Below are 12,537 nucleotides of genomic sequence, written 5' to 3' on the forward strand. Positions count from 1 at the left end.
TACGGTTGCGTATCGAAAGTACCCCAACCGGTAATGAGGTCAAACCGGACCGTCTGCGTTCGTGGGCTTCTCTTGATCGAAGAGACAGCACACCCAGTCGGTGACGTTCTCTTCGTCCTCGACGCCATATGCGAGCAGCGTGCAGCAGCGTCGCGGCTGCTGCACGCTGCCCAGCGGCTGCGCGAGGCCGTCGGTGAGATCCCCGACGACTACACCGACGACTACACCGACGACGACATCTTCGACGACGACATCTTCGACGACTACACCGACGACGACATCTTCGACCACGGCGTCGACTGACGCCCCACCGGGAAGAGATGACCGCATGTCCGTCCCCACGGCCCCGCATCGCGCGTACGGTGGCGATACGACCCGCCTGGAGGTGCCGATGAGCGCGCAGCCCGAGGAAGCCCCCGCCCCGCCGGCCCCGGCCGCCGCCGCCCAGCTGCTCGCACGGCTCCGGGCCGACCCCCGCGCCGGCACCTGGGTGCCCGCGTTCGAACAGGACTGGGCGCGGGCCCTGGATGACGCCCGGCACAGCTACAGCCTCGCTCCGGTCCACGATGTCGTCCGCATCTGGCGGGCCCGCCTCGCATCGGCTCCGGCCGTGGAGGCGTTCCTTGCCGGCGGCTGTGACGACTCCGACGGCATCGACCTGGACCAGGTCCTCGGGGCACGTACGTGAGCGATCAGCCGCCCTGGCCCGCACGCCTGTCGCCCCAGGCCGCAGGCACCGCAGGGGAGTTGCCCGACCACACCCGCGAGATGCTCCGGGACGTCCTGGACATCGCCGGGCGCGACCCGTGGTCCTTCCCGCCCTTCGACGCCCGCGACCCCGAAGGCGAGGACGTCCGCTCCGCCTCGGTCGGACAGCTCACCGCCGTCTACTGGATCAACCGCCCAGCCGGACGCCTGTACGTCGTGGACATCGTCTGGCTCGGCTGACTGGTTGTGTTCACCAGTTCACCAGTTTCGGTTCTGGCTCAACTTCTGTGGAGGCGGCCCTCAAAGATCCCTGATCGGATTGCTTGCCCTGGCCTGTCGTCAAGTCTCCAGGCAGAATGCTGATCATGACAGATGGTGCTGCTTCAGACATCACGGAGACCGCGTGGCGCAGCCTGTTGACCCAGCGTTACGTTGACCAAGAGTTGGTACGTGCCGCCTACGCCGAGCCTCGGCTTCGGCAGCTCTTTCCTTGGACCGGTATGTGGGAACTGCACTTCAGCCGGTGTACCAAGTACCCCTGGTCGTGGGATCTTCCGTTCATTCTCCCTCGGAACGGTGGGGGATTCGAGGTGTGGGGCCCGTCCAGAGCCGATTTCATTGGTGAGGCCGACACGGCCGATGCGGCCGCGGCGATGGCGGCCGACCATCTACCGGCAGGCAGCCGACGCGTGGTCGTCGGCAACCGAGACGCCCTCGCCGCGGCAGAGGAAAGCCCTGACCGGCACACGACGCCCTGACGCTCATGACACGTGGACTTCCACGGGAGTTGAGCCAGAACCCTGTTCCGTGGCCAAATCCAGCTGACCCTCCCTCGAACGAGCAGCGTCCCTTTCCCTGGCATTCCAGCTGCCGGAGACACAGCGTTGCCGCGGTGCCTGACAAGAGATCCAAAACCATTGGGAGTGGACACGACGGCCCTGGGACACTGGCAGGCATGAAGCCGCTCCCCGGATCTTGCCAGTGCGGTTTTTAGTGCTCTGTCGACGGTGCTGGTACTGGGGAGTCTGTGGCTTTTCGATGCCGATATGGTGCGTGCGCTCGACCGCTGGATGCGTGGGCGGCAGGCCGCGGCCGATTCCATGATGTTGCCGGTGAGTACGGTGGCGGCGGAACTGGTCGTGGCGTTGGCTCTCGTGCTGCTGGCCGACCGAGTCTTGGGCGCACGGCTCTTCGGTTCCCGCGGATGGGGCAAGCGGTTCGAGGTTGTCAGCGGCTGGGTCCGCAGTTGGGAGCAGGTGCCGCCAGGGCTGCGCGAGGTGCGGCGGATGCCGTTCCGCCGCGCATGCCCGCGGTGGCGGCGGGTACGACCCCTCCCGTATAGGGGCGTCGCGAAAGCGGCCGAAGAGCGAGGGGCGTCGGAAGTGATTCGAAAGCTGCAGGCGGTCGCGCTGGACTGCGCCGATCCGGTAGGGCTTGCGCAGTTCTACGCGGATCTGCTCGGCGGCCGGGTGGTCGCGGACCCGGAGAATCCCGACTGGGTCGAGGTGCACGGGTTCGAGGGGACGCCGCTGGCCTGCCAGCGGGTGGACGGCTACCGGCCACCCGAATGGCCCGGCCAGGAGCGCCCGCAGCAGCTCCACCTGGACTTCGACGTGGACGACCTCGACGGGGAGGAGAAGCGGGCGCTCGCCCTCGGCGCAACCGTGCTGGAGCGGACGGACCAGCTCCACCCGGGGGCCAATTGGCGAGTCTACGCGGACCCGGCCGGCCATCCGTTCTGCCTCTGCCTCCACTGAGTGAACCGCCCAGGTTCTGATGGAGACTCGATTTCATGAAAGGGTCGAGTCCCGTTGCCCGCTTGAGCTTTGCCGCCGTGCGGCTGGCCTTCGGCGACTCCACCGTCATGATCGCTGACGAGTTCCCCGAGCAGGGGATCATCTCACCGCTGACACTCGGCGGCACCTACGGTGCGCTGCAGATCTCCACCGACGACGCGGACTCCCTGTGGAAGCGTGCCCTCGACTCCGGCGCCGAGGTCTTCCACCCTCTCGCCGACGCCTTCTGGGGCGATCGGCACGGGCAGATCATCGATCCGTTCGGCCACCGCTGGGGCATCTCCCAGCGCCTGCGCGACGTCACCCCCGAAGAAGTCGCCCGGGCCGCCGCCGCAGCCTTCGGCGGCTGAAGGAGCTCGGAGCGTCATGGCCGATAGGAAGTAGGCCGCCACCCGCGAGGTCTGCTTCCGCACGCGTGTGTGCATCTGCCGGGTCGGCGCGTGCCTCGTGCGCCGGCTGCGGCGTGGTGATCGGTGTCAGCTCTCCAAGGTGCCCGGCAGCAAAGGCGCTCTTGCTTGAAGAACGCCTACTTGGCATACGCGGCGATCGTTGGCTTCATGAAGCGGTTGATCGGGGTCTCGATGAACCGGTAGGAGATCACGGAGACGGTGAGGCACAGCGCGTAGAAGGCGGTGACGAACAGCACTCCGTCGATGACCGAGTTGCCCCAGGGGTGGACGTAGCGTTGGCAGATCAGGATCAGCGCCCACTGGTACATGTAGATGCCGAAGGTGTATTTGCCGTAGGCCGAGAGGCGCGTGATGGCACGGCTCTTCTTGGAACCGGGGGTGTCCCAGCGGGCGATCTCCCTGGCTGCCAGGGCGCCGATGAGCAGGACAATCGGAATGATCGTCAACGCCGTCAGGTCCAACAGGATCGGCGCCCATAGCTCCTCGACCACAACCGCGAGCACGAGCAGCGCGGTCGGCAGCAGGACGTTCCGCGTCCACCTGCCGCGCAGCACCAGCAGGCAGATCACCACCCCGCACAGCGCCTCCAGGACGCGGGTGAGGGGAAAGACGTAGACGAGCCAGTACTTCCACTCGGAGACTCGGACTGCGTGGCCGCGCTCGGTGAAGGCCGCGTTCGCGAACGTGGCGCCGTCCGGCAGGATGTGCAGCACGACCGGCAAGAGCACCACGACCGCGACCAGACCGGCCAGCAGGTAGAACAAGAACCGGTCGCCGTGGCGGGCCAGGAACCGGTACATGGTCGGGAACACCGCATACAGGACGAGTTCAGTCGACAGGGTCCAGGCGGGGGCGTTGGCGGCCCAGTAGATGCCGTGGTCCGGGAACCAGCTTTGCATGAGGGTGAGCGTGGCGAACAGGCCGGTGGCCGGGAAGGTGGCGGCGAAGGCGCACACGATCATGGCCCAGGTCAGGAAGTGCACCGGCAGGATGCGCAGCAGCCGGCGGGCGCGGAAGCCGCGGCCCGGTGGGCGCTCCGCGGAGATCCAGGTCAGGATGAAGCCGCTGAGGACGATGAAGAACGACACCGCGTTGAAGCCGGCCGGATTGAAGATGCGGTAGTACGTCTCCTGCACCGTGTGGTCTTTGAAGACTTGCTCGAAGGACAGATGCGAGGCCAGGATGCAGAAGGACGGCAGCAGACGGGCGGCGGCGATGAAGGTGAGCTGTCTGGCCGCCGGGCGCGCCGGTGACTGCTCCGTACGGACAGGGGTGTCGGCAGGGGTGGATGTCAGCGCATGGGTAGTCACCATTGCACCCTCACACCCTCACACTCAGTGTGAGGGTCAAGCCGATTTCGGGGGTGAGGATCGTCACAGTCCGGTCGGGCTCGCGTGCGCGGAACGGCTGTCGGGGCGCGCCAGGCGCAGGTGGCCGCGCAGCGTCGTCGCGTCGTACGCGGTGCGGAACGCTCCGCGCCGCTGTAGTTCGGGTACCAGGTGGCGAGTGATCTGCCGCAGGTCGTGCGGCAGCGTGCCGGGGCGTAGCCGGAAGCCGTCGAGTCCTGCTTCGCGCCAGTCCAGGAGCAGGTCGGCGAGTTCACCGGAGGTGCCGGCGAACACCTCGGCGTCGGAGGCTGGTTGGGTTCCGTCCAGAGCGTCGAGGCGGGCCTTGCGGCGGGCGGCGGCGCCCGGTTCGGTGTCCAGGAAGACGAGGACCTCCGCGAACCGGAGCAGCGGCCAGGCGCGTGTGTCGCGGCCGACGCGACCGGCGGCCGTGTCCACCTGGTCGAGGATCGCCGCGGCTGTCGCGCGGTCGTGGGGCGTGACCCATACGACGTCGACGGAGCGTGCCGCGAACTCGTAGGGCACGCGGGCGTGCGCCAGGCTCATCACCGGTGGCTGTCCCTGCGGGGGGCGTGGGATGGTGGCGGGGCCCCGGACACTGAAGTGCGGGCCCGTGAAGTCGATGTGGTGGACCTTGTCGTGGTCGATGAAGCGGCCGGTGGCCACGTCACGGATCTCCGCGTCGTCCTCCCAGCTGTCCCACAACCGGCGGGCGACCTCCACCGCGTCGGCGGCCTCGTCGAACAGCGGGCTCAGCCGTCGGCCGATCCGCTCGGGGTCGTGCACGTCGCCGGCGGTGAGCTGCGGCGTCGTACGGCGGCCGAAGTGGGTGGCGTCGGCGGCGCGCGAGGCGATCTGCGGGCGCCAGCCGGCCCGGCCGGTGCTCGCGTGGTCGAGGGTGGCGATGCCGGTCGACACATGGAACGGCTCGGTGTGGGTGACGTTCGCGGTCGGGACCAGGCCGATGTGCGTGGTCAGGGGCGCCATGCGGGCCGCGAGCAGGACCGCGTCCAGGCTTCCTCGCACCTGGTCGGTGCGGTCGTCGGGCCGGTGGAAGGCGGCCGACTGCACACCGAGCGCGTCCTCGAAGGTGACGAAGTCGAGCACGCCGCGCTCGGCCTCGGTGACCAGGTCGGCCCAGTAGTCGGCGGTGAACAGCGCGCCGGGCCGGGCGTCCTTGGCCCGCCAGGCCGCCGGGTGCCAGCCGGCGGCGTCGAGGGCGACGGCGAGGTGCAGCGGGGGTGCGGTCACGAGGCCTCCTCCTCGGCGGTGGTGTCCGGGGTGTCGCGCCGTGTGCTGTGTCGCAGGCCCAGGTGGTCGCGCAGGGTCGGGCCCGTGTAGTCCCGCCGGAAGACGGCCTTCTCCTGGAGCAGTGGCACGACCCGGTCCACGAAGTCGTCCAGGCCGCCGGGGGTCAGGTGCGGGACGAGAACGAAGCCGTCGGCGCCGTCGGTCTGCACGAAGTGGTCGATCGCGTCGGCGATGGTGCGGGGGGCGCCGACGAAGGTCTGCCCGCCGGAGACCTCGACGACCAGTTCGCGGATGCTCAGGCCGCGTTCGGCGGCGAGGGCCCGCCAGCGCCGCGCGGTCTCGGCGCGGTCCCGGCGGAACAGTGAATGACCCTTCAGCATCAGCGAGTCGGGCTCGGGCTCGATGTCCGGCAGTGGGCCATCGGGGTCGTAACCGGACAGGTCACGGCCCCAGACGGCCTCCAGGTGCGCGATCGCGGTCTGCGGGCTCACCTGGGCGCGGGTGATCTCGTCGGCATACGCGGCGGCCTCCGCGTCGCTGTCGGCCACCACCACGGTGGCCGTCGGCAGGATCTTCAGCTGGTCGGGGCTGCGGCCGTACCGGGTCAGGCGTTCCTTGACGTCCCGGTAGAAGGCGCGGGCCTGGTCGAGCCGGTTGTACTTGCTGAAGACGACGTCGGCCTCGGCGGCGGCGAAGTCGCGGCCCGGGTCGGACTCGCCCGCCTGGATGATCACCGGGTGCCCCTGCGGCGGGCGCGGGGTCGTGAAGCGGCCCGAGATGTCGAAGTGCCGGCCGTGGTGGCTGAAGCGGCCGGCGCCGGGCCGGACGAACGCGCCGGCCGCCGCGTCGGCGCGCACGTCGCCCTCGGCCCAGCTGTCCCACAGCTCGCGCGCGGTCGCCAGGAACTCCGCGGCGCGCCCGTACCGGTCGGCCTCGGCAAGGAACCCGCCCCGCCGGAAGTTCTCGCCGGTGAAGGCGTCGAAGCTGGTGACCACGTTCCAGGCGGAGCGCCCGCCGCTGAGGTGGTCGAGGGTGGCCAGCCGGCGCGCCACCTCGTAGGGCTCGTTGAAGGTGGCGTTGACGGTGGCGGCGAGCCCGAGCCGGGTGGTGAGCGCGGCCAGGGCGCTCAGCTGCGTGAGGTTCTCCGGCCGGCCCACTACGTCCAGACCGTACAGCTGTCCCTTGTGCTCGCGCAGTCTGAGGCCCTCGGCCAGGAAGAAGAAGTCGAAACGGCCGCGTTCGGCGGTCTGCGCGAGGCGCAGGAAGGAGTCGAAGGCGATCTGGCTCTGCGAGCGCGGGTCCGACCAGACGGTCACATTGTGGATGCCGGGCAGCTGGGCCGCGAGGTGCACCTGCTTGCGTCCGGCGGAGGCCGGGCCGCTCATGAGGCCGGGAGCACGGCCGCGGGGGCCGGGGAGACGTACCGCACCGTGTTCTCGAAGCTGACGCCGTGGCTCTTGACGTCGATGCCGATGCGGTCGCCGTCGGCGATGCGGAAGCCGTCGTGGAAGCTGGCCTCGTCGGCACCCAGCAGCACGTAGTTGACCAGGCCGGGCCGCCGGACCGCCGGGAAGGAGAACAGGTGCTGCGCCATGTCCCGGATCCGGAAGTACAGCGCGTCGCCGCCGCAGTCGAAGCTGCCCTCCCAGGCCGTCGCGCCGTCCCGCACGATGGTGACCCGGCCGGCCGCCGAACGCGGCGGCGGGCCGAGGAACAGCCAGGGCGCGAGCGCGGTGTCGCACAGCTTGCAGTACGGGTTGTAGCCGGGGTCCTTGCGGTGCAGGCCGATGTCGCACAGGTCGTTGCCGAAGGTGTAACCGGCGTAGTGGGGAGTGCCGTCGGCGTCGTTGACGTAGACGAGCGCGACCTCCGGCTCCTCGATGAGGGCGATCGGGCCGGCGGGCACGGTCAGCGGTTCGCCTGGCAGCCGGGCCCAGTCGCCGAAGCCCTTGAAGAACCACTTGGGCGGGGTGAACTCGCCGTCCTCCGGCTGGCTCTGCCCGTCCCACTTCTTCTTGTGGGTGCCCATGAAGCCGCTCAGCAGCGCGGCGCCGGACGCCTCGGGCAGCAGCGGCACCAGCGGGCGCGCGGCCGGGTCGCCGGCCGGGACGACGACCGTCTCGGCGCCCTCGGTGACGGCGGCCCGGACGGCGTCCGCCGAGCCGTCGGTGCCGGTGAAGGCGGCGGCCAGGGCGCCGTCGTCCACCCGGTACAGCGTCTGCACTTCGCCCGGTTCGCGGCGGCCGAAGGTGACGTAGCGGCCGTCTTCGTAGGCGACCTCGGTGAGCACGAGCGGCAGGGACTGGGACATGGGGAAGCCTCCAGGTGCGGTCAGGGGCGGGAGTCGGTCAGGTCGGCCAGAGCCTCGCCGAGGTGGTCGAGGCCCTCGCGGATCCACGGCAGGACGAGCGGGTCGGGCGCGGTCAGCGCGGTGGTGCGCTGCTCGTCGGTGTCGCCGTACAGGCGGCTGGTGGCGGCGCGGATGCGCAGCGCGCCGTCCGGCTCACCGAAGGCGCTCGCCGGCAGGACGCCGACGCCGTGGCGCTCGACGAGCAGCCGGACCAGGCCGTCGCCGCCGGTGACGCCGTGCGCCGCGGTGAGGCGGGCGCGCAGCGGCTCGAAGTCCGGGTACAGGTAGCAGGTGGCGGTCACCGGCGCGAGCCGGGCGCCGACCGCGGTGAAGCGGCTCGCAGCCGCGCGGGCCACCGCCGCGTGCAGTCGGCGGCTCGCCGCGATCCGCTCGGTGATCTCCGGCGGCTCGGCGAAGGCCCAGGCCGCGGCCGTCTGCACCGGGGCGGGCGGGCTGGACCAGATCTGGCTGGCGACGGAGAGCAGCGCCGTGCGCAGCTCGTGCCCGGTGGGGCCGTCGGGCAGCCGGGCCACGCCGGTGCGCCAGCCGCCGACCGCCAGGTTCTTGGTGAGGCCGGTGGTGACGACGGTGCGCTCGGGGGCGTACGCCGCCGGGGAGAGGGCAGGCCGGCCGGGGTCGTGGACCAGGTCGCCGTAGATCTCGTCGGAGATCACGACCAGGTCCAGGTCACGGGCCGCCTCGGCCAGCCGCCGCACGGTCGCGGCCGGGGCCAGGGTGCCGGTCGGGTTGTCCGGCACCGTCGCCACCACGGCGCGCGGGTCCTGCCCGGCGGCGCGCGCGGCGGTGACCGCCTCGCGCAGCCGCTCGGGGTCCGGGACACCGCCCTCGCCCGGCAGGATCGGCACCGGCAGCGCCCGCCCGCCCGCGAGCCGGGCCTGGGCCACGTAGCTGACCCAGCTCGGCACGGGCACCACCACATCGCCGCCGATCGCGAGGACCAGCGCGTACAGCAGCGCCTTGCTGCCCGGGCCGGCCACGACCAGCCCGGGGTCGGTGGCCAGGCCGCGGCGCTGCCAGTAGCCGGCGGCGGCCTCGCGCAGCGCGGGGCCGCCGGCCACCGGACCGTAGGCGTTCTCCCCGGCCGCGGCGGCCAGCCGCTCGCGCAGCTCCGGGAGCACGGGCAGGCCGATCTCGCCGCTGGTCATGGGCAGCACGCGCTGTCCCGAGCGGCGCCGCTCCTCGAGGGCGGCGTCGGCGGCGAGCGTCGCCGACATGGAGACGGCCGCGGCCCGCCGCGGGGCCGCCTGCGGGGAGGCGGGCACGCGGCTCACCCCGTCCCGTACCGCTGGCGCAGCTCGGCCTTGCGGACCTTGCCGGTCAGCGTCTTGGGCAGCACGGACACCACTTCGAGGCGGTCGGGCAGGAAGCGCTCATCGTGTCCCGCCTTCCGGAGCCGGTCGCGGACCTCGTCCAGCGTCGGGCCCTGCTCGCCGCGCGGCACCACGACCGCGCAGATCACGGCGTCGTTGCCGGCGGTCGCGGGCGGCAGGCCGACCAGCGCGGCCTCGACGGCCCTGGGGTGGGTGCCGATGACCGCCTCCAGCTCCGTCATGGGCGCGACCCGCCCGTCGCGGACAATGGCGTCGCGGGCCCGGCCGACGATGCGGATGCCACCGCGGCCGTCGTCCCGAGCCAGGTCACCGGTGTCGAACCAGCCGTCCGCGTCGAACTCGGCGGCGAAGACCTCCTCACGCCGGTAGTAGCCGAGCGCGAGCGAGGCGCCGCGCACCTTGAGCTGGCCCGTGCCGTCGACGCCGGGCGCCTCGATCCGGGTGCGCATGGCGTCGATGACGCGGCCGTTGCTGTGCGCGGCCCAGTCCTCGGGGTCGGTGGGCCGGGTCATGGTGACCGGGCCGTTCTCGGACATGCCCCACAGCGAGTACGTCCGCGCGCCCAGCGTCGCGTGCACCTCCTCGGCCAGCTCCCTGAGGACCTGGGCCGAGCCGATGACCACGTGCCGCAGCGTGCTGGTGTCCCGCTTGAGGGCCCGCTGCGAGGCGGCGATGTCGGCGAGCGTGGCCGGCGGCCCGTACAGCAGGGTGGCGCCGTAGCGCTCCACCAGGTCCAGCAGCGCCTCGTTCCTGCGCATGTCCTGGAAGGCGACGGTGCCGCCGAGCATGACGCCCGCGAGGACGCCCTGGGCGAAGCCGGAGTAGTGCACGAGCGGCGTGGACACGGCGGCCACCCAGTCGTCGCCGAGGCCGAAGGCGTCGACGTAGCCGCGCACGGCCGAGTGGACCGTGTTCTGGCTGTGCAGGACGCCCTTCGAATCGCCGGTGGTGCCGGAGGTGAACAGCACCACGAACGGTTCGTCGGCAGCGAGCGCCAGGCCGTCCAGCTCGGCCGCACCGGACTCCTCCTCCCGGGCCTCGGCCACGAAGTGGTCGTGGAAGGAGAGCGCGCCGTCCGGCGCCGGGCCGTTCACCACGGCGACGTGGGCGAGCGTGGGCAGCTCGGCCCGCAGCCCGGTGACGATCCGCGCCAGCGGCGTGCCCGACCACTCGGGGAGCGTGATGGCCACCCGGGCCCCGGTCAGTGCGAGGCGGTGGCGTAGCTCCTCCTTCTGGCAGATCGGCGAGATCGGGCAGATGACAGCGCCGACGCGCATGCACGCGAACATCAGCGGCACCATCTCCCACCGGTTGGACAGCTGTACGGCGACGACGTCGCCCCTGCGCACGCCGAGCCGGAGCAGGGCGAGCGCGAACCGGTCGGTGAGCCGGGCCAGTTCGGCGTAGTCCAGGGTGTCGGTGCGGGATTCGGCGATGCGGCGCGCGGCGATCGCCAGCTTGTGCGGGTGCTCGCGCGCCCGGCGGCGCAGGTCGTCGAGGAAGGTCTCGTCGCGCCACCAGCCGCGGCGCCGGTACTCGGCGGCGTCCTCCCCGGCCGCCGCGGCGGCGGGGCCGGGGCGCCGGGCTTCGGCCGGGGCGGTCATCGGCGCTCCTTCCGGCGGGCCGCGAGCAGCTGCGGCAGCGGGTCGCCCGCCCGGTCGGCGGCGATCTCCAGCAGGGCCCGGGTGTTCTCCCGCACCCGGTTGCCGATCCAGTCGAAGACCCACGCCTTGCGGGCGTCGGCCGCCAGCTCGAAGGGGACGACCCGGGTGACGGCCAGGGCGGCGGCTCCGGCCCCGCCGATGTTGGCGATGACCCCCGGCACCAGCGTGGCGCCGGCGGCCCGTGCCTTCTCCCGCGCCTCGGCGTCGGAGGCGAGGTTGGCGCCCTCGACGACCAGGGCGGCGCGCAGCCGGTGGGCGTTCTCGGCGTTCAGCGCGTGCTTCTGAGCGGCGAGGATCAGCACGTCGGCGTGGACGTCGAGCCAGGCGTCCGGCGCGCTGGAGGTGGTGACGTGCTGCGGCAGGCGGGCGCGGTCGATCCGGCCGAACTCGTCGGTGACGGCTACGAGGTCGGCCACCGGCAGCCGGTCCGCGCTGATGGTGCCCTGCACGTCGGCGACGGCCACGACGACGTGGCCGCGGTCCTCCAGGAACTGCGCGACCGCGCGGCCCACGGCGCCGAAGCCCTGCACCACGACGCGGGCGGCCTCGCTGCGGCCGCTCGCCTCCAGGGCGGTGACCGCGGCGACGCCGACGCCGTGCCCGGTGACGTCGATGAGCGGCTCGTAGTAGGTGCGCCAGTCGATGGGCATGTCCGCAGAGCCCGGACGGAAGCGCGGGTCGTAGCCCGCCTCGTCGAAGAACACGGCGCGGTCGGCAGGGGTGACGCCCATGTCGATGCCGAGGTGGATGCCGCCGTGCAGCAGGGGCTTGACGGTGCGGCCAAAGGTGCGGAAGGTCTCCTCGCGGTTGCTGCCGTCGGAGACGATGCCGCCCTTGGCGCCGCCGATGCGCAGCCCCGCGAGCGTGAACTTGTCGGTCATGTCGCGGGCCAGGCCGCGGACTTCCTCCTCGGTGACTCCGGCGGTCATCCGCACGCCGCCCATGGCCAGGCCGTCGACGAGCGTGTCGACGACCACCCAGCCGTTGACGGCACCGCCGCTGCCGTTGAGGTGGACGGTGAACGCGGGCTCCTGGGTGACTTCCACATAGCTCATGTCAACTCTCAAGTCCTCGTGAGTGGGTGGGTCGGCGGCGGTCACCGGTAGAGCTGCGTGAAGCCCCGCAGGATCTCCAGGCCGTCGCTGCGGAACTCCAGGTGCGCCTGAGAACCGAAGACGCGTCCGTCGTCGGAGCGCAGGAACTCCACGGGCGCGTGCGCGGAGCGGCCGATGGAGCGGAAGCCGGCCGGTGCCTCCTGGAGGTAGAGGGTGTGCCGGTGGAACACCGTCACGGTCGGTTTGACGTAGGTGAACAGCGGTTCTTCCTTGTCGACCTGGACCTCGTGGCCGCCGACCCGCTGCGGGCCCTCGGCGAGTCGGCCGCCGGCCGAGACGGCCAGGATCTGCATGCCTCCGCAGATGCCGAAGACCGGCACGTCGCAGGTCATGACGAGGTCGACGAGCGGCTTGTAGTGGTCCTGGTCGTAGGCCCGCACCTTCGTGCCGCTCAGCACGATCGCCTGGTAGCGGCCGTCGATGCGGGAGGGGACGGACACCGCGTCGACGGCGTCGGTGGCCGAGCCCAGCTCCTTCAGGCGGCGGCGCAGCTGGGGCAGGGACAGGGTTCCGTTGTTGACGACCAGGACACGGGGCTGCGCCAC

Annotated in this window: 14 protein-coding genes; 6 read left to right on the forward strand and 8 right to left on the reverse strand. The window is 71.8% G+C overall.

Annotated elements, in window-relative coordinates:
- Window positions 1–72: 72 nt before the first annotated feature.
- The 6 genes from ASC56_RS41330 to ASC56_RS32485 all read left to right on the forward strand — a co-directional run bounded on the left by ASC56_RS41330 (window position 73) and on the right by ASC56_RS32485 (window position 2,854).
- Window positions 73–303 carry a hypothetical protein gene (locus ASC56_RS41330; RefSeq protein ID WP_055495176.1) on the forward strand — a complete coding sequence of 77 codons (231 nt, stop codon included), beginning with the start codon at window positions 73–75 and terminating at the stop codon, window positions 301–303.
- A 25-nt stretch (window positions 304–328) separates the two neighbouring features.
- Window positions 329–688, forward strand: a complete 360-nt coding sequence (locus tag ASC56_RS32470; protein ID WP_234377162.1) for a DUF6247 family protein — start codon at window positions 329–331, stop codon at window positions 686–688.
- Window positions 685–948 carry a hypothetical protein gene (locus tag ASC56_RS32475; RefSeq protein WP_055495177.1) on the forward strand — a complete coding sequence of 88 codons (264 nt, stop codon included), beginning with the start codon at window positions 685–687 and terminating at the stop codon, window positions 946–948. Before ASC56_RS32470 ends, ASC56_RS32475 begins: the two co-directional genes overlap by 4 nt.
- A gap of 125 nt (window positions 949–1,073) precedes the next feature.
- Complete coding sequence (locus ASC56_RS38755) at window positions 1,074–1,466, forward strand: DUF6193 family natural product biosynthesis protein (RefSeq protein ID WP_234377163.1); 393 nt, start codon at window positions 1,074–1,076, stop codon at window positions 1,464–1,466.
- Window positions 1,467–2,090: 624 nt separating this feature from the next.
- Window positions 2,091–2,465 (forward strand): VOC family protein, encoded by a 375-nt coding sequence (locus ASC56_RS32480; protein WP_055495243.1) that lies wholly within the window; start codon window positions 2,091–2,093, stop codon window positions 2,463–2,465.
- Window positions 2,466–2,527: 62 nt separating this feature from the next.
- Window positions 2,528–2,854: a VOC family protein gene (locus ASC56_RS32485; RefSeq protein WP_159039754.1), complete on the forward strand. Its 327-nt coding sequence runs from the start codon at window positions 2,528–2,530 to the stop codon at window positions 2,852–2,854.
- A 176-nt stretch (window positions 2,855–3,030) separates the two neighbouring features.
- Here ASC56_RS32485 and ASC56_RS32490 read toward each other — a convergent pair whose 3' ends face one another.
- From ASC56_RS32490 to ASC56_RS32525, 8 genes are read right to left on the reverse strand one after another with little or no spacing between them, the layout of a single operon-like run.
- The gene (locus ASC56_RS32490; RefSeq protein ID WP_055495179.1) at window positions 3,031–4,227 is read right to left on the reverse strand and encodes an acyltransferase; all 1,197 of its coding nucleotides are present in this window, start codon (window positions 4,225–4,227) and stop codon (window positions 3,031–3,033) included.
- A gap of 60 nt (window positions 4,228–4,287) precedes the next feature.
- Complete coding sequence (locus ASC56_RS32495; protein ID WP_055495180.1) at window positions 4,288–5,511, reverse strand: LLM class flavin-dependent oxidoreductase; 1,224 nt, start codon at window positions 5,509–5,511, stop codon at window positions 4,288–4,290.
- Complete coding sequence (locus ASC56_RS32500; protein ID WP_055495181.1) at window positions 5,508–6,896, reverse strand: NtaA/DmoA family FMN-dependent monooxygenase; 1,389 nt, start codon at window positions 6,894–6,896, stop codon at window positions 5,508–5,510. Before ASC56_RS32500 ends, ASC56_RS32495 begins: the two co-directional genes overlap by 4 nt.
- On the reverse strand, window positions 6,893–7,822 hold the full coding sequence (locus tag ASC56_RS32505) for a fumarylacetoacetate (FAA) hydrolase (protein WP_055495182.1): 930 nt from the start codon (window positions 7,820–7,822) through the stop codon (window positions 6,893–6,895). The genes ASC56_RS32500 and ASC56_RS32505 overlap by 4 nt, the downstream gene beginning before the upstream one ends.
- A 20-nt stretch (window positions 7,823–7,842) precedes the next feature.
- A complete protein-coding gene (locus tag ASC56_RS32510) occupies window positions 7,843–9,096 on the reverse strand; it encodes a pyridoxal phosphate-dependent aminotransferase (RefSeq protein ID WP_055495244.1) in 1,254 nt (417 codons plus the stop codon).
- A gap of 53 nt (window positions 9,097–9,149) precedes the next feature.
- The gene (locus ASC56_RS32515) at window positions 9,150–10,817 is read right to left on the reverse strand and encodes an AMP-binding protein (protein WP_055495183.1); all 1,668 of its coding nucleotides are present in this window, start codon (window positions 10,815–10,817) and stop codon (window positions 9,150–9,152) included.
- Window positions 10,814–11,932 carry a Glu/Leu/Phe/Val dehydrogenase dimerization domain-containing protein gene (locus tag ASC56_RS32520; RefSeq protein WP_055495184.1) on the reverse strand — a complete coding sequence of 373 codons (1,119 nt, stop codon included), beginning with the start codon at window positions 11,930–11,932 and terminating at the stop codon, window positions 10,814–10,816. The genes ASC56_RS32515 and ASC56_RS32520 overlap by 4 nt, the downstream gene beginning before the upstream one ends.
- 41 nt (window positions 11,933–11,973) lie before the next feature.
- Entirely contained in the window at window positions 11,974–12,537 is a 564-nt protein-coding gene (locus ASC56_RS32525) for a type 1 glutamine amidotransferase (RefSeq protein WP_055495185.1), read from the reverse strand.

This window comes from Streptomyces sp. TP-A0356 (genome assembly GCF_001417775.1).
Taxonomy (GTDB): Bacteria; Actinomycetota; Actinomycetes; order Streptomycetales; family Streptomycetaceae; genus Streptomyces.